Source organism: Micromonospora sp. NBC_01739 (assembly GCF_035920385.1).
Classification (GTDB): Bacteria; Actinomycetota; Actinomycetes; order Mycobacteriales; family Micromonosporaceae; genus Micromonospora.
This window is the reverse complement of record NZ_CP109151.1, coordinates 6,117,910-6,137,131: the sequence shown is the minus strand read 5'-3', so window position 1 is coordinate 6,137,131 and position 19,222 is coordinate 6,117,910. Positions and strand designations below refer to the sequence as shown.

The 19,222-nt window shown below is 69.8% G+C and carries 24 protein-coding genes; 17 read left to right on the top strand and 7 right to left on the bottom strand.

Annotated elements, in window-relative coordinates; all coding sequences use genetic code 11:
- Window positions 1–204 precede the first annotated feature (204 nt).
- The 3 genes from OIE53_RS27890 to OIE53_RS27880 all read left to right on the top strand — a co-directional run bounded on the left by OIE53_RS27890 (window position 205) and on the right by OIE53_RS27880 (window position 2,068).
- Window positions 205–1,323 (top strand): 3-deoxy-7-phosphoheptulonate synthase, encoded by a 1,119-nt coding sequence (locus tag OIE53_RS27890; RefSeq protein WP_327024404.1) that lies wholly within the window; start codon window positions 205–207, stop codon window positions 1,321–1,323.
- A gap of 256 nt (window positions 1,324–1,579) precedes the next feature.
- Entirely contained in the window at window positions 1,580–1,810 is a 231-nt protein-coding gene (locus tag OIE53_RS27885; RefSeq protein ID WP_393341267.1) for a hypothetical protein, read from the top strand.
- 57 nt (window positions 1,811–1,867) lie between these two features.
- Complete coding sequence (locus OIE53_RS27880) at window positions 1,868–2,068, top strand: hypothetical protein (protein ID WP_327027457.1); 201 nt, start codon at window positions 1,868–1,870, stop codon at window positions 2,066–2,068.
- A 71-nt stretch (window positions 2,069–2,139) separates the two neighbouring features.
- Here OIE53_RS27880 and OIE53_RS27875 read toward each other — a convergent pair whose 3' ends face one another.
- From OIE53_RS27875 to OIE53_RS27865, 3 genes are read right to left on the bottom strand one after another with little or no spacing between them, the layout of a single operon-like run.
- Window positions 2,140–2,679 (bottom strand): DUF1360 domain-containing protein, encoded by a 540-nt coding sequence (locus tag OIE53_RS27875; RefSeq protein WP_327024403.1) that lies wholly within the window; start codon window positions 2,677–2,679, stop codon window positions 2,140–2,142.
- 43 nt (window positions 2,680–2,722) lie between these two features.
- Entirely contained in the window at window positions 2,723–3,037 is a 315-nt protein-coding gene (locus OIE53_RS27870; RefSeq protein WP_327024402.1) for an SRPBCC family protein, read from the bottom strand.
- A complete protein-coding gene (locus OIE53_RS27865) occupies window positions 3,037–3,360 on the bottom strand; it encodes a DUF6158 family protein (RefSeq protein ID WP_393341186.1) in 324 nt (107 codons plus the stop codon). Before OIE53_RS27865 ends, OIE53_RS27870 begins: the two co-directional genes overlap by 1 nt.
- 124 nt (window positions 3,361–3,484) lie before the next feature.
- Here OIE53_RS27865 and OIE53_RS27860 point away from each other — a divergent pair, with 124 nt between their 5' ends.
- Together OIE53_RS27860 and OIE53_RS27855 are read left to right on the top strand one after the other, a co-directional pair.
- Window positions 3,485–3,931: a hypothetical protein gene (locus OIE53_RS27860; RefSeq protein WP_327024401.1), complete on the top strand. Its 447-nt coding sequence runs from the start codon at window positions 3,485–3,487 to the stop codon at window positions 3,929–3,931.
- A 23-nt stretch (window positions 3,932–3,954) separates the two neighbouring features.
- Window positions 3,955–4,284 carry a DUF3817 domain-containing protein gene (locus tag OIE53_RS27855; protein ID WP_327024400.1) on the top strand — a complete coding sequence of 110 codons (330 nt, stop codon included), beginning with the start codon at window positions 3,955–3,957 and terminating at the stop codon, window positions 4,282–4,284.
- Window positions 4,285–4,295: 11 nt separating this feature from the next.
- Here OIE53_RS27855 and OIE53_RS27850 read toward each other — a convergent pair whose 3' ends face one another.
- Window positions 4,296–4,826: a DUF6232 family protein gene (locus OIE53_RS27850; RefSeq protein ID WP_327024399.1), complete on the bottom strand. Its 531-nt coding sequence runs from the start codon at window positions 4,824–4,826 to the stop codon at window positions 4,296–4,298.
- A 451-nt stretch (window positions 4,827–5,277) separates the two neighbouring features.
- Here OIE53_RS27850 and OIE53_RS27845 point away from each other — a divergent pair, with 451 nt between their 5' ends.
- Window positions 5,278–6,249 carry a C40 family peptidase gene (locus tag OIE53_RS27845; RefSeq protein ID WP_327024398.1) on the top strand — a complete coding sequence of 324 codons (972 nt, stop codon included), beginning with the start codon at window positions 5,278–5,280 and terminating at the stop codon, window positions 6,247–6,249.
- A 100-nt stretch (window positions 6,250–6,349) separates the two neighbouring features.
- On the opposite strand, the gene OIE53_RS27840 is transcribed toward OIE53_RS27845, so the two are convergent.
- Window positions 6,350–7,339, bottom strand: a complete 990-nt coding sequence (locus tag OIE53_RS27840; protein WP_327024397.1) for a sigma-70 family RNA polymerase sigma factor — start codon at window positions 7,337–7,339, stop codon at window positions 6,350–6,352.
- Window positions 7,340–7,811: 472 nt separating this feature from the next.
- Here OIE53_RS27840 and OIE53_RS27835 point away from each other — a divergent pair, with 472 nt between their 5' ends.
- Window positions 7,812–8,507, top strand: coding sequence for an SDR family NAD(P)-dependent oxidoreductase (locus OIE53_RS27835; protein ID WP_327024396.1), 696 nt, complete (start codon window positions 7,812–7,814; stop codon window positions 8,505–8,507).
- Here OIE53_RS27835 and OIE53_RS27830 read toward each other — a convergent pair.
- The gene (locus OIE53_RS27830; protein WP_327024395.1) at window positions 8,492–9,160 is read right to left on the bottom strand and encodes a dTMP kinase; all 669 of its coding nucleotides are present in this window, start codon (window positions 9,158–9,160) and stop codon (window positions 8,492–8,494) included. The genes OIE53_RS27835 and OIE53_RS27830 overlap by 16 nt on opposite strands.
- Between OIE53_RS27830 and OIE53_RS27825 the strand changes: the two genes are divergently transcribed.
- The 5 genes from OIE53_RS27825 to OIE53_RS27805 all read left to right on the top strand — a co-directional run bounded on the left by OIE53_RS27825 (window position 9,144) and on the right by OIE53_RS27805 (window position 11,853).
- On the top strand, window positions 9,144–9,986 hold the full coding sequence (locus tag OIE53_RS27825) for a nucleotidyltransferase family protein (RefSeq protein WP_327024394.1): 843 nt from the start codon (window positions 9,144–9,146) through the stop codon (window positions 9,984–9,986). The genes OIE53_RS27830 and OIE53_RS27825 overlap by 17 nt on opposite strands.
- Window positions 9,983–10,255, top strand: coding sequence for a hypothetical protein (locus tag OIE53_RS27820; protein ID WP_327024393.1), 273 nt, complete (start codon window positions 9,983–9,985; stop codon window positions 10,253–10,255). The genes OIE53_RS27825 and OIE53_RS27820 overlap by 4 nt, the downstream gene beginning before the upstream one ends.
- Window positions 10,256–10,265: 10 nt before the next feature.
- Window positions 10,266–11,042 carry a metallophosphoesterase family protein gene (locus OIE53_RS27815; RefSeq protein WP_327024392.1) on the top strand — a complete coding sequence of 259 codons (777 nt, stop codon included), beginning with the start codon at window positions 10,266–10,268 and terminating at the stop codon, window positions 11,040–11,042.
- A complete protein-coding gene (locus OIE53_RS27810; protein ID WP_007464364.1) occupies window positions 11,033–11,176 on the top strand; it encodes a GPGG-motif small membrane protein in 144 nt (47 codons plus the stop codon). Before OIE53_RS27815 ends, OIE53_RS27810 begins: the two co-directional genes overlap by 10 nt.
- Before the next feature lie 176 nt (window positions 11,177–11,352).
- Window positions 11,353–11,853: a TspO/MBR family protein gene (locus OIE53_RS27805; protein ID WP_327024390.1), complete on the top strand. Its 501-nt coding sequence runs from the start codon at window positions 11,353–11,355 to the stop codon at window positions 11,851–11,853.
- A 55-nt stretch (window positions 11,854–11,908) separates the two neighbouring features.
- Here OIE53_RS27805 and OIE53_RS27800 read toward each other — a convergent pair whose 3' ends face one another.
- On the bottom strand, window positions 11,909–12,709 hold the full coding sequence (locus OIE53_RS27800; protein ID WP_327024389.1) for a peptidoglycan DD-metalloendopeptidase family protein: 801 nt from the start codon (window positions 12,707–12,709) through the stop codon (window positions 11,909–11,911).
- Window positions 12,710–12,961: 252 nt separating this feature from the next.
- On the opposite strand from OIE53_RS27800, the gene OIE53_RS27795 reads away from it, so the two are divergent.
- The 5 genes from OIE53_RS27795 to OIE53_RS27775 all read left to right on the top strand — a co-directional run bounded on the left by OIE53_RS27795 (window position 12,962) and on the right by OIE53_RS27775 (window position 19,220).
- Entirely contained in the window at window positions 12,962–14,317 is a 1,356-nt protein-coding gene (locus tag OIE53_RS27795) for an ABC transporter substrate-binding protein (protein WP_327024388.1), read from the top strand.
- Window positions 14,318–14,390: 73 nt separating this feature from the next.
- On the top strand, window positions 14,391–15,443 hold the full coding sequence (locus OIE53_RS27790) for a carbohydrate ABC transporter permease (RefSeq protein WP_327024387.1): 1,053 nt from the start codon (window positions 14,391–14,393) through the stop codon (window positions 15,441–15,443).
- A gap of 1 nt (window position 15,444) precedes the next feature.
- Window positions 15,445–16,410: a carbohydrate ABC transporter permease gene (locus OIE53_RS27785; protein ID WP_327024386.1), complete on the top strand. Its 966-nt coding sequence runs from the start codon at window positions 15,445–15,447 to the stop codon at window positions 16,408–16,410.
- A 61-nt stretch (window positions 16,411–16,471) separates the two neighbouring features.
- Entirely contained in the window at window positions 16,472–17,503 is a 1,032-nt protein-coding gene (locus OIE53_RS27780) for a LacI family DNA-binding transcriptional regulator (RefSeq protein ID WP_327024385.1), read from the top strand.
- Between the two features lie 58 nt (window positions 17,504–17,561).
- On the top strand, window positions 17,562–19,220 hold the full coding sequence (locus OIE53_RS27775) for a glycoside hydrolase family 13 protein (protein ID WP_393341270.1): 1,659 nt from the start codon (window positions 17,562–17,564) through the stop codon (window positions 19,218–19,220).
- Window positions 19,221–19,222: the final 2 nt, after the last annotated feature.

The window sequence follows — 19,222 nt, the reverse complement described above, 5'->3', positions numbered from 1 at the left end:
GAGCGCTCACCCACCGTCGGGTAGGCTTGGCACCGTGACGCGGTCGTATCGATGGTTTAGGCAGCCGGCTCGTAAGCCGGTGACCTCACCATGATCTGACGTCACCGTTTTCGAGCCGGCCGGGCAGGAATGGATTTCCTGCCCTTTTGCCTACGAGCAGCCGGCTCGTCCCGGGTCCCGGCACCGGGTGCGGTCGGCGAAAGGATGCCCACCGTGACGACCCCGGAAAACCGTCGCGTCATCGATCAGCGGATCGACCATGTCGTACCGCTGACCACCCCGGCGCTGCTGCACCACGAACTCCCCCTGGACGAGGAGCTGACCACGGCCGTGGTCGCCGGCCGACGCGCCACCGCCCAGGTCCTCGACCGCGTCGACGACCGCCTGCTCGTGGTGGTCGGCCCCTGCTCGGTGCACGACCCCGCCGCCGCCCTGGAGTACGCCCACCGGCTGCGTACGGCGGCCGACCGCCTCTCCGAGGACCTGTTAGTGGTGATGCGGGTCTACTTCGAGAAGCCGCGCTCCACGGTCGGCTGGAAGGGCCTGATCAACGACCCCGGCCTGGACGGCTCCGGGGATGTCAACTCCGGCCTCCGGCTGGCCCGGGCCCTCCTGCTCGACGTGGTTCGCCTCGGCCTTCCGGTCGGCTGCGAGTTCCTCGACCCGATCACCCCGCAGTACATCGCCGACACGGTGGCCTGGGGGGCGATCGGCGCCCGCACGGTGGAGAGCCAGGTGCACCGGCAGCTGGCCTCCGGGCTGTCCATGCCGATCGGCATGAAGAACCGTCCCGACGGCAGCATCGCCACCGCGGTGGACGCGATCCGGGCGGCCGGGGTGCCCCACGTCTTCCCCGGCATCGACGTCTCCGGCACCCCGGCGATCATGCACACCCGGGGCAACGCGGACGGTCACCTGGTGCTGCGCGGCGGCGGCGGGCGACCCAACTACGACGCCGCCTCGGTGGCCGGGGCCCTGGACCTGCTGCGCGCCGCCGGCCTGCCCGAGCGGCTGGTGGTGGACGCCAGCCACGCCAACAGCGGCAAGGACCACCGCAACCAGCCGGCCGTGGTCGCCGACGTGGCCGGGCAGATCGCCGCCGGTCAGCGGGGCATCGTCGGAATCATGCTGGAGAGTTTCCTGGTCCCCGGCCGCCAGGACCTCGACCCCACCCGGGAACTGACCTACGGCCAGTCGATCACGGACGCCTGCATCGGCTGGGACACCACCGACGAGGTGCTCACCGAACTCGCCGCCGCGGTACGCGCCCGCCGGGCCACCCGCCCCAGCGCGGACCCGCACGTCCTGACCACCCCCGCCTGACGACGACACCCCCGCACGCCCCTCCCCGCTTCTGGCCGACCGAGCCGGGGCGGGGGCGGTGTGCCCGGGCGGGACGGGACGGGTGTTTGGGGGCAGGGGGCGCGGGTAGCTCACCGAGGTGACCGACGACGTACCCGTGACCGGGGCACCCACCGCGCCGACGACGCAGGCCCGCCTGCCGGAGGCCGTACTGGCCGACGTGCCGGTGGTCGACACCGCCGCGATCGACCCGCCCACCACCGACCTGCCGGGCTCCCTGGCCGCGGTGCCGGACGAGATCGAGGTCGAGACGGTGGACACCCGCCCCCTGGAGGAGTTGCTCGACGAGCTCTACCACGGTCAGGAGCGGATCAGCCAGGTGGACATCTACCGCCGCGCGCTCGCGGCGGAGCTGCCCGCACAGCTGCTGGCCCGGCTGAACGCGCTACCCCAGGGCGAGTACGCGGTCGACGAGGTGACCGACCTGCTGGGCGGCTCGGCGGGCTGACCCCCCGCACCGGCCGACCCCCTCAGCCGACCCAGTGGCGACCAGGAGAGGACCGTGATGTCGCAGCCCGCCGAGGACCAACACGACGACGAGATGCCCGCCCTGGCCCAACCCCCGAAGGGCAGGGACACCCTGCCCGAGGTGGATTTCGCCAACGAACATGAGACCACCGCGGTCGACGACGACATCCTGACCGGCGCCGACGAGGACGAGCGGGAACCGGAGTCCCCCCGCGGCTGGTCGGGAATGCAGCGCTGACCGCCCTTCGCACCCAGACACCGCCGGCCCGGACGGATCACCGGGCCGGCGGCTGTTCTTCGCGGTACGGCTCATTCCTGCTCGGCGTGGTGCCGCCCTTCCGCGCCCTGCTGGGCCATCGCGTACCCCATCTGGAGGAAGTCGGAGGCGGCCACCGCGGTCAGGGCGGTGGCGACCAGCCGGGTCAGTCGGGGGGCCAGCACCAGACCCCCGGTGAACCCGGTGGCCACCCAGACGGCCAGGCAGAAGGGGCAGCTGAGCAGTTCGCCGATCGCGTGCCGGGTGGAGCTGCCGGAGTCGCGTACCTGCTCCATCACCTCCCCGCTGCCGATCGGATGGTCGTAGCGGGTGAAGGGGGCCCGCAGGGGACTGGTCACGGCGTCCTTGGACAGCAACCGGCTGAGTTTGTGGGTGGCGATCGACAGGAGCACCACATCGGAGGTGGCCGGCCGCTCCGGCACGGTCCGTCCGGTCGCCCTGACCAGGGCGGCGATCGCTCCCGCCGCCCCGGCGTAGGTGCCCATGGCGGCCAGGTACCCGCCCAACGGGCGATGCTCGTGCGGGGCGTACGCCTGGCGCAGCCTGTTCACCTTCTGTTTCAGCAAGCTCACCCGGACTCCTTCTGATCACGCTCTAGCTGTTTCATTCGGCCGGTCAGCCGGCCTGGAGGTTGTCGGCCACCTCTCGGGCCAGGTTCGCCAGCGCTTCGTCGGCCAGCCGGTCGGGTTGGCCCGCACCGGACAGGTCCAGCCCGGCCCGGGTGCCGCCGGTGTCCTGCGGGGTCACCTTCAGCTCCGCCGTCCAGTCCGTGTCGCGCGAACGCCAGCGGGCCCGCAGCCCGTCCGAGTCCCCGTCGCGTACGGCGGATCGCAGCGGCTCGGGCAGCCAGGCGGCACTCCGGTCCGGGTCGGTAGCGGTGTTGAAGACCACCTCTGGCGGTGCGGAGATCCCCCGCTCGGCGTAGACCATCAGACCTCCCGGAGCCGGGTCGGGTCGACCTCCCGACCGGGGTGCCGGGCCAGGTACTCGGTCTCCAGTTCCGCGGTACGCCGCAGGTGGGTGGCGAGCGCCGAGTCGGTGGCGTGCCGCAGGGTGTCCAACCGGGTCCGGTGCAGGCTCTCCATCTCGCGGATGAGGTCCTCCTCGGTCAACTCCTCCGGGTCGACACCGAGTGGTTCGATGCCGGAGTTGGCCGCGGCCACCCGGCCGTCACCCCACAGCGGCATCCGCTGCTCGGGGCTCACCTCGGTGCCGCCGGGGGGAAATCCGTCCGCTGATCGGGATGCTGTCATCTCGCGCCCCCTCGTCCGTAGTGGGCTGGCGTCTGTACGGTTGCCCACCCCCCGGTCGACCAAACCACCGCCACCACTACGACACGGTGTCGGAGAAGAACGAGGTCCCGGTACCCTCGGTGCCATGAAGCGGCTCTGGACCCCGGCGTGGATCGCCCGCCACGCGGCCATGGTCGTACTGGTGACGGCCTTCCTGGCGCTGGGCTGGTGGCAGGTCAGTCGGGCCGCCGCCGGCAACGCCATCAGCTGGGGCTACGCGATCGAGTGGCCGATCTTCGCGGGGTTCGTGGTCTTCGTCTGGTGGCGTGAGGTCCGCCACGCGCTGCGCGACACCCCGGCGTCGTCGGCGACCGGCGACTCCGCGGTCGTCGAGGCGGCCGAGGCCGTTGCGGCGGGCCGGTCCGCCGGGCCGACCGGGGTACGACCACAGCCGGGCATCGGTCGGCCGGTACGGGTCACCCGCACGGTCGACACCCCCGGCGAGGACGACCCTGAGCTGGCCGCATACAACCGCTACCTGTCATGGTTGAACGCCAATCCGGGCGCCAAGCCCGGCGACTATCCCGGCTGAGCCGGCCCGGAAGGACACCAGAAGTGCGCGCTGCCCTCACCCGTTACCGCGTGATCGCCTGGATCGTCGGTGTGGTGCTGATCCTGTTGGTCGTCATCGGCATGCCGTTGAAGTACGGCTTCGACGAGCCGATCGTGGTGGAGACGGTCGGTCAGGCGCACGGCTTTCTCTACATGCTCTACCTGGTAGCCACCTTCGACCTGTCCCGGCGGGTCAACTGGCCGCTCAAGCGGATGGTCCTGGTGATGCTGGCCGGGACCGTGCCCTTCCTCTCCTTCTGGGCCGAGCGCAAGGTGGGCGCCATGGTCCTCGCCGAGCAGCCGGAGCCGGCCCCGCAGCCGGTCGCCGGCTGACCCCCGGCGACTCAGCGCTGGGGCCGCCACAGGTCGGCGTTGGCCAGGGGGTCCTCCCAGCCGCCGTGGCGGTGGATCTCCCGGGCCCGCCGCAGTGCCCGGCTGACCTGGCCGAACTGGTGTTCGTCGTCGCTGGCGAACAGCAGCTCCGTGGCACCTGCACGCTGCCCCCACAGCTCGTACGCCGGGGGTCGCCACCGGTCGCCGGCCGCCGCGACCAGCACCGGCACCAGGAACACCGCACCGAGCAGCAGGTACGCCCCGGCGGTGAGCCGTTGCAGTCCGCCGGTGAAGCCCAGGGCCAGCCCGATGCCGACGATCACTGCGGCGGAGACCAGGGCGGCCCGGGTGGCCATCCGGTCGTGGGGCCCCCGGGTGGTGTGTAGGTGGGTCAGTTCCGCGACCTGCCAAGTGGTGGTGCCGACCGTGAACCGGTCGGCCGTGACGATGATCCCGGGTCGGGCGTAGAGCAGGGTGGGTTGTCCACCTGCGGTACCCCCCGGTGACCAGGGTGGTCGTGTCCTAGCACCCTCACGCTCCACGGCCCCTCCTCCACTGCTGGTGTCGAGGCGACCGGCGGCCGGCTCCTCGAGGCAGATGTGCGGGAATCCCGGCTGTGCGCTTATTGTGTGCCCGTCTCGCCACCCTGGCCTGGCCGTTTGCGGTGCTCAGCGGCGGGGTGGCGGGCCAGGGCGCCGGAAACACCATGCCGATTCCGGCTTGTCGGATATGGCGCCCCAGGACCCGGGCGTCATGTGCCGGAACGGACCATTCTCACTTTCACTCCATGTCGGCTCATTACCGACGAAAGCAAACCTGATTCCGTCTCACCATCACCATTGGTCCCGGCTTTCACTGCCGCCGACTCCCGTCCCGTACTACCTTGGGCGAGTCGGCCCGGTCGGCCGCCGTCCGCCCCGGACGGCACCGGGCTGGTGCCGCCGCGGAGCGTCAGCAGGCCCGCGTCGGCGACGGGAGAGGAGCATCAAGCTCTTGTCGCCCCTGTTACACACGCTGCGGGCCCTGACCGTCACCGCGTTCGCTCTGGTGCTGATCGCACCGGCCACGGTGGCTCGGGCCGAACCCTCCCCCGCCGAGTTGACCCGGCGGATCGACAATGCCTCCACCGAGTTGGAGAACGTGGTGGAGGCGCACAACGAGCTGCGCGAGAAGATCAAGAAGAACCAGGCCGCCGTACGCCGACTCCAGCAGCGGATCGGTCCGCTGGAGCAGCAGGCCGAGCAGAGTCGCGCGGATGTCACCGAGTTGGCCACCACGGCATACAAGACCGGCAACCTCGGCGCGGTGGACGCCCTGCTGCACGGCGGGGACTCGGCGTCCGTGCTGGACCGGCTGGGCACCCTGGATCACCTGACCCGGCAACGCCAGGCCACCATCGCCGGTTACACCGCGGACCAGCAGCGGCTGCTCGACGAGAAGACCCGGCTGGATGTGACCCTCACTCAGCAGGCCGCGCGGTCGCGGGAGCTGACCAGCGCCAAGCGCCGGATCGAGCGGGACCTGGCCAAGTTGTACGAGCTACGCCGGCAGGCGTACGGCCGGGCCACCGAACGTGCCACCAACCGGCCGGACAGCGCCAAGGACGCCCCCAGCATCTCCGGCCAGGCCGGTGTAGCCGTCCGGTACGCCTACGGCGCCCTGGGCAAGCCGTACGCGTGGGGCCAGGACGGGCCGAACGGCTACGACTGTTCCGGGTTGACCTCCGCCGCCTGGCGGGCCGCCGGCAAGTCGTTGCCGCACAACACCCGGATGCAGTGGGGGGTGGTCGCCCACATCAGCCGCAGCGAGTTGCGCCCGGGCGACCTGGTCTTCTACCGCAGCCTGGGGCATGTGGCGATCTATGTGGGCGGCGGACAGGTCATCCACGCACCCACCTTCGGGCGGAATGTGGAGAAGCGGGCCGTCGACCTGATGGCACCCTACGGTTACGGCCGGGTGCGCTGAGTCCGCGCGACCCGGTCAGACCTGGTCCGGCCGGTGCTCATGACGAAGGGCCGGCGTCCCCCTACCGGACGCCGGCCCTTCGCTAGTCATTCCTACCAGGTCAGGCCGCTTGCAGCCCCTCCGCGCGAGCCAGCTCACGTAGCCGCCCGAGCGCCTGGATCTCCAGCTGGCGGATCCGCTCGCGGGACAGCGAGAACCGCGAGGCCACCTCGGTCAGCGAGTGCTCCCGGCCGTCCTCCAGCCCGTACCGCGCCCGCATGATGCCGGCGGACCGGTCGTCCAGGTGGTTGAGCAGGCCCTCGATGCGCTGCCGCTCCAGGCCGGTGAGCACGATCTCCTCCGGCGAGGGGGCGTCGCTGTCGGCTACCAGGTCACCCAGGTTGGTGTCACCGTCGTCACCGACCGGGGTGTCCAGCGACACGGTGTCCTGCGACCAGCGGACCAACTCGTTGACCCGCTCGACGGTCACCCCCAGGGCTGCCGCGATCTGCTCCGGCTCGGGGTCACCACCCAGCTCACGGGTGAGCTGCCGGGCCACGTTGCGCATCCGGTTGACGTCCTCCACCAGGTGCACCGGCAGCCGCACGGTGCGTTCCTGCTGGGCGATCGCCCGGCTGATCGCCTGGCGGATCCACCAGGTCGCGTAGGTGGAGAACTTGTAGCCGCGTTCGTAGTCGAACTTCTCGACCGCTCGGACCAGGCCGGTGTTGCCCTCCTGGATCAGGTCCAGCATCGGCATCCCGGAGCGGACGTAACGCCGGGCGATCGACACGACCAGACGGAGGTTGGCGCGGATGAACAGGTCCTTGGCCCGCTCGCCCTCGGCGACCAGTCGGCTCAGTTCCTCCCGGGTGACACCGTCGGGCACGCGGTCCTCGCTGAGCAGGTGCTCGGCGTACAGGCCCGCCTCGATGGCCTTGGAAAGGTCGACCTCCATGGCGGCGTCCAGCAAAGGCGTCCGGGAGATCTCGTGCAGGTAGACTCCAACCAGGTCGCGCTCCTCGGCAACCTCGTCGGTTCGCATCCCGATGTTCTTGTCCACGTTGCCCACGGTCCCCTCTATCGCGCCGGTTGCCCGGTTCCTTGCCATCCCCACGCTCATCAGCCCCTCCCCCGTAACCTCCGCTGTGCCCATCGGTGCTGACATCTACACAACAGATGAGACGTATCGGGGATTCCATGTCGTGGGTCGAAAGTGTCACGAATGCCTGATAATCAGCTGAGAGCACGGTCCACGTTTGCTGTCAGCACCCTGTCGAATGATCTGGTAGACAGGGACCTCGGTGAGGTCGACGGATCGACGAATCGCTGACCGTACCCGCCCATGGCAACACTGCCCGGCCGACCGATACAGCGACCCGGGTCACCCCCGTGCTGCGATGCTGGTCACTGCCAGATACGCGTACGCGGAACGGTTGGTTCATCCACGCCGGTGGTAATACCCCACGCCCTGATGAACAATCCGTGCCCCCGTTCTATGCCCGGGTTTGCCCCCCGCCGTGGGCTCGCGTCCCCCACCACCGACCGACGCGCGGGACGGGCGACGGCAGTAGCGTGTGGCCATGGCCGAACGCAGCGTGTTGATCACCGGAGGCACCGGCGGGCTGGGCACCGCGGTGACCGCGACCTTCGTCGAGGCGGGCTGGCGGGTGGTGGCGCCACAACGGCACCAGCCGACCCCGAGCCCCGATCCGGGCCCCAACGCTCCGGTACGGCTGGTCGCCGATCTGACCGAGGCGGACGACGTGGCCAGGGTCACCGAGGTGGCCGCCGAGGATCCCCAGGCGCCGCTGCGGGCCGTGGTCAACCTGGTCGGCGGTTACGCCAGCGCCGGTCTGGTGCACGAGACCCCGATCGAGGAGTTCGAGCGGATGCTGACCCTCAATCTGCGCCCCACCCACCTGGTCACCCGGGCCGCCCTGCCGCGTCTGATCGAGGCCGGCGGGGGCGCGGTGGTCTGTGTGGCCTCCCGGGCGGCGGTGGCCCCCTTCCCGGGGGTCGCCGGCTATGTCACCGCCAAGGCCGCGGTGCTCGCCTTCGCCTCGGCTGTCGCGGTGGAGTACAAGTCGGCCGGGGTGCGCTGCAACACCGTGCTGCCGAGCATCATCGACACCCCGACCAACCGGGCGGACATGCCGCAGGCCGATCATTCCCGGTGGGTGGCACCGACCGAGATCGCCTCGGTGATCCGTTTCCTGGCCTCCGAGGAGTCCGCCCCGACCAGCGGCGCCGCCGTACCGGTCTACGGTCGGGCCTGAGCCGGCGCCACCGGGGCGACGGGGGCGACGGGGTTCGCTACCCGTATCCCGCACCAGGCCTGGTCCTGCGCCGCCCACCACCCGGTCAGGTAGGCCTGGATCGCCTGGGCCACCTCCTCCGCCGGCCGGTTCGCGTCCACGACGACGAAGGTCGGATATTCCGGCAGGGTGCGGTAGGCGTGGTCGGCTGCGGTCAGGTAGGTCAGGCTCTCCTGGTCGGTGCCGCGCCGCTCGATCCGCCGGTACGCCTCCGCCGGGTGCACCGCCATCAGGAAGGTCACCTGCGGTTGCGGAAAGATCCGGTACGCCGCTCGGACGAGCCGCTCCCAGCGCTGCCCACCGTGGGCCCGGAGGCTGGCGTACTGGCAGACGGCGTAGCGGTCCATCACCGCCGTCCGGCCGGTGAACCAGCCGGCCAGCAACGCCGCCGCGATGGCCAACCAGCGCAGTACGGACTCCACCAGCAGCATGCCGTCCCGCCCGACCAGCCGGTGGGCCTCCCCCCTACCCAGTCGGTGGGCCGCCCGCCCCAACCAGCGTCGGCCGCCCGCATTGCGGTGGTAGGTGGCGTGATGTCCGGCCGCGCTGAGGGCGTCGGCCAGCAACTGTGCCTGGGTGGTCTTGCCGGAGCCGTCGATGCCGACCAGCGCCACGGCGCGGAGTCGGCTCGTCCGACCGCGCTCGGATGAGGGAGCCGACCATGCCGGCAGAGGAGCTTTCGTCGCACTGACCACCCTCGACAGATTATCCGACCCCCGCAGCACCCCTGCGCGTTACCTACTGGTTAGGGGTGGTTCGGGGTGTTCCAACAGCGTGACAGGTGTGGGTTGGCGGAATGCCGGGTACGGATGGGAACCCCCGAGGTGCCCCGAACGAGTCGACAGGAGAGTCGAGATGGCCGAGCGCGACGACGAAACTCTTCTCCACACCCTGAAGAAGGTCGCCGCCGTGCTCAAGCAGGCCGACATTCCGTTCGCCCTAGGCGGCAGCTTCGCCGTCTACGCCCACGGCGGGCACTCCAGCGAGCACGACGTCGACTTCCTGATCCGCCAGACCGATGTCGATACCGCCCTGGAGGCCCTGGTGGCCGCCGGTTTCACCGCCGAGCGGCCGCCGGAGGACTGGCTGGTCAAGGTCTACGACGGCGGCCGGATGGTGGACCTGATCCATCGACCGATCGAGACCCCGGTGACCGAGGAGACCTTCACGGACACGGTGGTGCGGCCGGTCGACGCCATCCACATGCCGGTGTTGTCGGCCACCCAGTTGATGGTGCACAAGCTGCTCAGCTTCTCCCAGCACTACTGCGACTTCGCCCGGGGTCTGCCGTTGGCCCGGTCGCTGCGGGAGCAGATCGACTGGGAGCGGGTACACAAGGACACGCAGCACTCGCCGTACGCGGAGTCGTTCCTGGTGCTGCTGGACAGGCTGGAAGTCGTGCCGTTCGTCGGCACGACCGACGGGAGGGGAACACCGTGACCGTGTACCGCGACCCCGGCGCCGGACCACCGGACGAGTACGTCGAGGCGGAGATCCAACGACTGCTCTCCGAGGACCCGGCCGTGGCCGAACAGGGCATCACCGTGGTCCGCACGGAACGCGGCCTCATGCTGTACGGCGAGGTGGAGAGCGCGTACCGGCGGGAGGAGATCCTGCGCGCGGTGGCCGAGCGCTTCCCGGAGGTGTCGATCAACAGCGACATCGGGGTGACCCGCACGCAGGCGCCCACGGAGATCGAGCAACTCTGAGGGAGGTTCGATGGTTATCCGGATCGCCGCCGTGGGGGACGTGCATCTGGACGAGGACGTGGTCGGTCGGTTCCGGCCGGCACTGGAGGAGTTGCCCGACCGTGCCGACGTACTGCTGCTCGCCGGTGACCTGACCCGGCACGGCACCGAGGCCGAGGCCCGCTGCGTGGCCCGGGAGTTCGGTGGCCTGGGGGTACCGGTGATCGCCGTCCTCGGCAACCACGACCACCAGTGCGACCAGGTACCACAGGTGGTCGGGGTCCTGGAGGAGGCGGGGATCGCCGTGCTGGAGGGCACCGGGGTGGTGCTCGACTGCGCGGGTGGGCGGCTGGGGGTGGCCGGGGTCAAGGGCTTCGGCGGCGGATTCGCCGGCCGGTGCGCCAGTGACTTCGGTGAGCCGGAGATGAAGGCCTTCGTACGCACCACTACCGAGAGCGCCGAACGGCTGTCGGCGGCCCTGCGGTCGCTGGACTGCGACATGCTGGTGGCCCTGACCCACTACTCGCCGGTGCCGGACACCCTGGCCGGTGAGCCCTTGGAGATCTATCCCTTCCTCGGCTGTTACCAGCTGGGTCAGGCGATCGACGACGCCCCGACCACCCTGGCCGTGCACGGGCACGCCCACCACGGCTCGGAGCGGGGGGTCACCCCGGGCGGGGTACGGGTGCGCAATGTGGCCCACCCGGTGATCAAGCAGGCGTACAGCATCTTCTATCTGGGCGATGGTCTCGATCAGGCCGACGTTTCCCCAGTCGGGACATCGGGTACTGCGCAACCATGGAGCTGATTCTCTGGATTCTCGCAGTCGTACTGGTGGTTGCCGGCATCCTCGCGCTGTTCCGGCGGCAGATTCTCTGGGGCATCGTCCTCATCGTGGTCGGTCTTCTCGTCGGCCCGGGTGGTGTCAGCATCTTCAATTGACGTGGCGACGACGACGTCGCCCACACCGGACCCGCCGGGGTCGTCATGACCGGAACTCCGTCCTCCCGACTGGAGTCGCCGGGCATGGCGACCCCGGCGTGCTGTCCACCCTCCCTGCGGTGTCCGACATGCGACCCTGAGGTTTGCCGACCCTCCGGGGCGGAGAAGCAGCCCTCATGCGGATGACTACGGCACAGACCGAACGGCCCACCGGCGGTGCGCGACAGTGGTGGGCGCTGGCCGGCTTCGGGTTGGCCGTGTTCGCCGCAGCGGCCCTGGGCAGCCTGGCCGTCACCGGCACCACGGCCGAGTACGCCAGCCTGGACCAACCCGGCTGGGCACCACCCTCCTGGCTGTTCGGGCCGGTGTGGACCGTGCTCTACGTGATGATCGCGGTGTCCGGCTGGCTGGTCTGGCGTCGGGTGGGTCTCGGCCCCGCCCTGATCGCCTGGGTGGTGCAGCTGCTGCTGAACGCCGCCTGGACCCCGCTGTTCTTCGGCGCCGGCCAGTACGGCCTGGCCTTCGCCGAGATCCTGGTGATGTGGGTGGCGATCGGGGTCACCGTGCTGTTGTTCCGGCGGGTCAGCGGGCTGGCGGCGGCCCTGCTGCTGCCCTACTGGGCCTGGGTGACCTTCGCCGCCGCCCTGAACTACTCGATCTGGCAGCTCAACGGGTGACCTCCCGCCTGGGCGCGGCGGGTAGCCGCACCGCGCCCAGGTGGTCGAGGAGAGCTCAGCAGCGGGGCACGTTCGGGATGAACCCGTCGTAGCCGGTGTAGGTGTACGCGTCCGCGATGAAGCGGCCGGCGCCGATCCGGTTCCAGATCGAACTGGTGCCGTAGGTGCCGGTCACCGTGGTGCCGTTGGTCTGACAGTTGATGGTGACCTTCGTACCGGTGGCCAGGGAGTCGACCGCCGAGTAGCCGGTGCCCGGGCCGGAGCGGACGGTCAGATTGGCACCGGCGGTGCGTACCGTGCCGGAGCCGGTGGCCGAGGAGCAGCCGTTGCCGCTGGTGTAGTTCCTGGTGCCCCAGTACAGCGCCAGGGTTCCGTTGAACCGGACCTTGATGTCGGCCCCGTTGAGCCGCTGCTCGTAGTGCAGGTGGGGGCCGCTGGAATTGCCGGTGTTGCCGACCCAGCCGATCACCTTGCCGTAGCCCACGGACTGACCGACGGAGACATTGAAGCCCCGCAGGTGGGCGTAGTAGGTGTGATAGCCGTTGCCGTGGTTGATCCGGACGTATTTTCCGTAGCTGCTGCCGCCCAGGTCGGTCACCCGGTCTACCGTGCCGGGGGCGCTGGCCACCACGGGGTCACCCAGGTCGTCGGTGCGGTTGAAGTCGATGGCGTTGGCCGGGCTGTGGCCGCTGCGGGTCTGCCCGGACCAGGTCTGGCCACAAGGGAAGGGCACCCGGAAGGTCGGCGCCGCCATCGCGGGCGAGGCCGGCAGCAGGAACCCTGCGACCAACAACATCAGCAGGGCACCCGCCGCCAGTAACCGGGCGGTGATGGGGCGCAGCCATCGATCATGCATCTAGCACCTCCGACGTCGAAATCTGTCAATGGTTTGGACAAGCCTGGCAGGAATCCTCGGATATCGATAGACCGAGTATTCGCGGAGAACCCGACCGGCCCGATCGACGGGTTTCGGGATTGTTACTTGTCCGTGTCCCGTCCAGGGGTGGACCCCACTGGATGCAAGCGCTTACATGTGAAAACGCCCCATCGGACCGGCGTCATGTTGACCGGATGTGTCCGGTCAGCGCCGGCTAGAAAGGAGGACGGCATGGCGGTCTTTGCCAGGCCACGCCAGGCCCTCGCGATCGCTGGCGTGCTCGGGCTGGCGCTCGGCGTCGGCGCGTGCGGCACCGGAAGCAGCGACAACAGCGGCACTAACAACAACAACGCCGATTCTGCCGAGTGCGCCCCGTACGAGAAGTACCAGGGCCACAGCGGCAAGAAGGTGGCCATCTACTCGTCAATCCGCGATATCGAGGCCGACCGCCTCGACCAGTCGTGGAAGCAGTTCGAAGAGTGCACCGGCATCGACATCAGCCACGAGGGTGCCGGTGACTTCGAGGCACAGCTGCCGGTTCGCGCCGACGGCGGAAACGCGCCCGACCTCGCGTTCATCCCGCAGCCCGGTCTGATTCAGCGTTTCGCCGAGCGGGGCCAGATCAAGGCCGCCAGCGCCGACACCAAGGCGATGGCCGAGGAGAACTACCCGGCCGACTGGCTGAAGTACAGCACGGTCGGCGGCACCTTCTACGGTGCGCCGCTGGGCTCGAACGTGAAGTCGTTCGTCTGGTACTCGCCGAAGACGTTCCAGGAGAAGGGCTGGTCGGTCCCGACCACCTGGGAAGAAATGATCAAGCTCAGCGACACCATCGCTGACAGCGGCACCAAGCCGTGGTGCGCCGGCATCGAGTCCGGTGACGCCACCGGCTGGCCGGCCACCGACTGGATCGAGGACGTCCTGCTGCGTACGCAGACCCCCGAGGTCTACGACCAGTGGACGACCCACGAGATCCCGTTCAACGACCCGCGGATCGCCGACGCCCTAGACCGGGCCGGCACCATCCTGAAGAACGAGAAGTACGTCAACGGCGGCTACGGCGGGGTCCGCAGCATCGCCACCACCTCCTTCCAGGAGGGCGGCATCCCGATCACCTCCGGCAAGTGCGCCCTGCACCGGCAGGCGTCGTTCTACGCCAACCAGTGGCCGGAGAACACCAAGGTGGCCGAGGACGGCGACGTGTTCGCGTTCTACTTCCCGGCCATCGACCCCTCCCGGGGCAAGCCGGTGCTGGGTGGCGGCGAGTTCGTCGTAGCCTTCGCCGACCGTCCCGAGGTGCAGGCGGTGCAGACCTACCTGGCCTCCGGTGAGCACGCCAACAGCCGCGCGAAGATCGGCGACTGGGTCTCGGCGAACAACAAGCTCGACCTGGCCAACGTCAGCAACCCGATCGACAAGCTCTCCGTGGAGATCCTCCAGGACGACAGCTCGGTCTTCCGGTTCGACGGTTCCGACCTGATGCCCGCCGCCGTCGGCGCCGGGACCTTCTGGAAGGGCATGATCGACTGGATCAACGGTAAGGACACCGCCAGCGTCCTCCAGGGCATCGAGAGCAGCTGGAAGTAATTCCAGCGGTGGGGCCGGTCCGCGAGCAGCGGACCGGCCCACCTGCTCCGTGGAGTAACCCCTGGGAGGGTTGATGAACTTCGACTTCGCCGACCAGGCGCCGAAGATGATGATGTTGCTGTGGGGGCTGGTCGCCTTCGCAGTGGTGGTCGGCGGCCTGCTCTTCGTACTCGACGCGGTGCCGTCCTACTTCGCCCGGCGCCGCGAGGCGCAGGTGCTGGCCGCGTACGCCAGCGGGGGGCCGTCGCCCCGGCGGACCAAGCCCCGCGAGGGTTTCTTCGCGCTGTTCTTCCTGATGCCGGCGGTGCTGCTGCTGCTGATCGGACTGGTGGTCCCGGCGCTGCGGACCACCCTGCTGTCCTTCATGGACGGCGGCAGCCAGAACTGGGTCGGCCTGGACAACTACCGTTGGATGTTCGCCGATGACGCGATCGTCCGGGTGTTGCTCAACACCCTGGTCTGGGTGACCCTGGTGCCGCTGGCCGCCACCGCCATCGGTCTGATCTACGCGGTGCTGGTGGACAAGGCCCGCATGGAAGCCCTCGCCAAGTCCCTGATCTTCATGCCGATGGCGATCTCCTTCGTCGGCGCCAGCATCATCTGGCGGTTCGTCTACGCCTACCGGGGCGAGGACCAGGAGCAGATCGGCCTGCTCAACCAGATCGTGGTCAGCCTCGGCGGCGAACCCCGGCAGTGGCTGCTCGACTCGCCGCTGAACACCCTGCTGCTGATCGTGATCATGGTGTGGATCCAGGCCGGTTTCGCCATGGTGGTGCTCTCCGCAGCGATCAAGTCCATTCCCGCGGACATCGTGGAGGCGGCCCGCCTCGACGGGGTCACCCCGTGGCAGATGTTCTGGCAGATCACCATGCCGAGCATCCGGCCCGCGCTGATCGTCGTGGTGGTCACCATCTCGATCGCCACGCTGAAGGTCTTCGACATCGTGCGTACCACGACCAACGGCAACTACGACACCAGCGTGATCGCCAACGAGATGTACAACCAGGCGTTCCGGTACGGCCAGAACGGGCAGGGCTCCGCGCTGGCGGTGTTCCTCTTCCTCCTGGTGGTACCGATCGTGATCTTCCAGATCCGGAACCTGCGTCAGCAGCGACGGGAGGGCTGAGATGACCACCACCACTCCCCCGGCCGCGGTCGGTGCCCAGCAGGACGACAAGGGTTCCACCCGGGCGTCACGGGTCCGCAAGCGGCTCAACAGCCGCACGGCGACCGTGGCCGCGATCGTCATCGCGGTGGTCTGGACCATCCCCACCTTCGGCCTGTTCATCTCCTCCTTCCGCCCGGAGGCGGAACTGAAGACCACCGGCTGGTGGACGGCCTTCCGGGATCCGCAGTTCACCCTGCAGAACTACCAGGACGTGCTGTTCGGGCAGAACGCCTCCTCCGGGCAACTGGCCAACTACTTCGTCAACTCGCTGGTCATCACCATTCCATCGGTGTTGTTCCCGCTGGCGTTCGCCGCCCTGGCCGCGTACGCCCTGGCCTGGATCAACTTCCGCGGCCGGGACTGGCTCTACATCGCCATCTTCGCGCTCCAGATCGTGCCGTTGCAGATGGCCCTGGTGCCGCTGCTCAGCTTCTTCTCGCGCGGAGTCAACCTGGGCGGGATCACCCTGATGCCCGCCTGGAACCTCGACGGTGCGCAGAACTTCGCCCAGGTGTGGTTCGCCCACACCTGCTTCGCGCTGCCGTTCGCGGTGTTCCTGCTGCACAACTTCATCTCGCAACTGCCCAGGGACCTGATGGAGGCGGCCCGGGTCGACGGGGCCACCCACCCCAAGATCTTCCGCACCATCGTCCTGCCGTTGGTGGCACCCGCCCTGGCCGCGTTCGCCATCTTCCAGTTCCTCTGGGTCTGGAACGACCTGCTGGTGGCGCTGATCTTCGCCGGGGGCAGCGAGGTCACCGCACCCCTGACGGTGCGGTTGGCCGAACTGGCCGGTACCCGGGGCAACGAATGGCAACGGTTGACCGCCGGGGCCTTCGTCTCGATCGTCGTACCGCTGATCGTGTTCCTGTCGTTGCAGCGCTACTTCGTTCGAGGGCTGCTCGCCGGCAGCGTCAAGGGTTGACCCACCGGTGGTGCCGCCGCCTGAGGTGGCGGCACCACCGGAGGTAGTGAGTGGGGTTACCGTGACGAGGATCGACGATGTCGCCCGACTGGCCGGGGTGTCCACGGCCACCGTCTCCCGGGCGTTGCGCGGACTGCCCACCGTGTCCGCGGCCACCCGTCGGCGGGTGCTGGCCGCCGCCGAGCAGTTGCAGTACGCCGTCTCCCCGAGCGCCTCGCGACTGGCCGGCGGGCGTACCGGTGCGGTGGCCGTGGTGGTCCCCCGGATCACCCGGTGGTTCTTCGGGGTGGTCGTGGAGGCGGTCGAGGACTTCCTCCACCAGTCCGGGTACGACCTGCTGCTGCACAACCTGGGTGGACGGGAGCAGAACCGCCAGCGCCTGCTGCATCCGGCCAACCTGCACAAGCGGGTGGACGCCGTGATGCTGGTAGCCACTCCGCTGCGCCCCGCCGATCTGGGTGCCCTGACCACCCTGGCCCTGCCCGGGGTGACCGTCAGCTCCGGCACCGACGTGGCGGGCTGGCCCTGCGTACGCATCGACGACGTGGCCGCCGCCCGCACCGCCACCCGTTATCTGTTGGAACTCGGTCACCGGCGGATCGCGCACATCTCCGGTGACCCGGACGACGAACTGGCCTTCACCGCCCACCTGGACCGGCGGCGGGGCTACCAGGAGGCGCTGCGTGCGGCCGGGCTGCGGCCGGACCCGAGCCTGGATGTGGAGTCCGGATTCGACATCGCCGGCGGCACCCGGGCCACGGAGGAACTGCTGCGCCGGGGTGACCCGCCGACGGCCATCTTCGCCGCCTGCGACGAGATGGCGATGGGCGCGCTGACCGCGCTGCGCGACGCGGGCCTGCGGGTACCCCATGATGTCAGTGTGATCGGCATCGACGACCATGCCCTCTCCGGGGTGCTGGGGCTGAGCACGGTCGCCCAGCCCGCGGCCGAGCAGGGTCGGTTGGCCGCCGAGATGCTGCTGGACCCGCTCTGCCGACCTGGCGCCTCCGCCCCCGACCCGGCCGCCACCCTGGTGATCCTGCCCACTCGGCTGGTCGTGCGGGAATCGACCGCCCCACCGAGGGCAAACTGAACCGACGGGTCTCCATCGCCCGCCGCCGACCTCGTCCGGACGACCATGGGAGTACGCCCTGAACGAGAACCCGACCCCGCAGACCGCACCCGCCGTCGCGGCCCCCGCCTGGTGGACCGAGGCGGTGATCTACCAGATCTACCCCCGCTCGTTCGGTGACTCCGACGGCGATGGGATCGGCGACCTGCCCGGCATCACCGCCCGCCTGGACCACCTGCGGGAGCTGGGGGTCGACGCGATCTGGCTCTCCCCGTTCTATCCCTCACCCCAGGCCGACGCCGGGTACGACGTGGCCGACTACCGGGACGTCGAGCCGCTGTTCGGCACCCTGGCCGACGCCGACGACCTGATCGCCCAGGCACACGCCCGAGGGCTGCGGGTGATCGTCGACCTGGTGCCCAACCACACCTCCTCGGCCCACGAGTGGTTCCAGCAGGCCCTGGCCGCCGGGCCGGGCAGCCCCGAGCGGCAGCGCTACATCTTCCGCGACGGACGGGGACCGGAGGGCGCCGAACCGCCCAACGACTGGCAGAGCGTCTTCGGCGGACCGGCCTGGACCCAGGTGAAGGACGGTCAGTGGTACCTGCACCTGTTCGACACCGCCCAGCCCGACCTGAACTGGGACGCCCCCGAGGTGCGCACGGAGTTCCTGGAGGTGCTGCGGTTCTGGTTGGACCGGGGGGTGGACGGCTTCCGGGTGGACGTGGCCCACGGCCTGATCAAGCAGGCGGACCTGGCCGACTGGCAGGAGCCGCAGGAGATCCTCTCCGGTCAGGAGGTGGACAAGCCCCGCCCGCCGATGTGGGACCAGGACGGGGTGCACGAGATCTACCGGGACTGGCGGCGGCTGCTGGACGGCTACCCCGGCGAACGGATCCTGGTGGCCGAGGCGTGGGTGGAGCCGGCCGAGCGGCTGGCCCGCTACGTCCGCCCCGACGAGATGCACCAGGCCTTCAACTTCGAGTACCTGCTGGCCTCCTGGACCGCCCCGGCCCAGTACGCCGTCATCACCCGCTCCCTGGAGGCCACCGACTCGGTCGGTGCCCCCACCACCTGGGTGCTGTCCAACCACGACGTGGTGCGGCACGCCTCCCGGCTGGGCCTGCCGATCGGCACCCCCCGCCCCAACGGCATCGGGGCGGACGACCCGCAGCCGGACGCCGCGAGCGGTCTGCGCAGGGCCCGGGCGGCCACCCTGCTGATGCTCGCCCTGCCCGGCTCGGCCTACCTCTACCAGGGCGAGGAACTGGGGTTGCCGGAGCACACCAGGATGCCGGACGAGGCCCGCCAGGATCCCACCTGGGAACGCAGTGGGCACACCCAGCGGGGTCGGGACGGCTGCCGGGTGCCGATCCCCTGGGAGGCCGACGCCCCCTCGTACGGCTTCGGGCCGACCGACGCCAGTTGGCTGCCCCAGCCGGGGGTCTGGGCCGAGTACGCCCTGGACCGCCAGCGGGGGGTGCCCGGCTCGACCTACGAGATGTACCGCACCGCCCTGCGTCTGCGGCGTACCCACGGGCTGGGTCGTGGCACGTTGCAGTGGCTCTCCTCCGGCGACGAGGTGCTGACCTTCCGCAACGGCCGGGTGGTGGTGCTGACCAACTTCGGTGCCACCGGCGTACCGCTGCCCGACGGGGAACTGCTGCACAGCAGCGCGCACCTGGACGAGGACGGCTCGGTCCCCACGGACGTCACCGTCTGGGTGCTCACCGGCTGAGG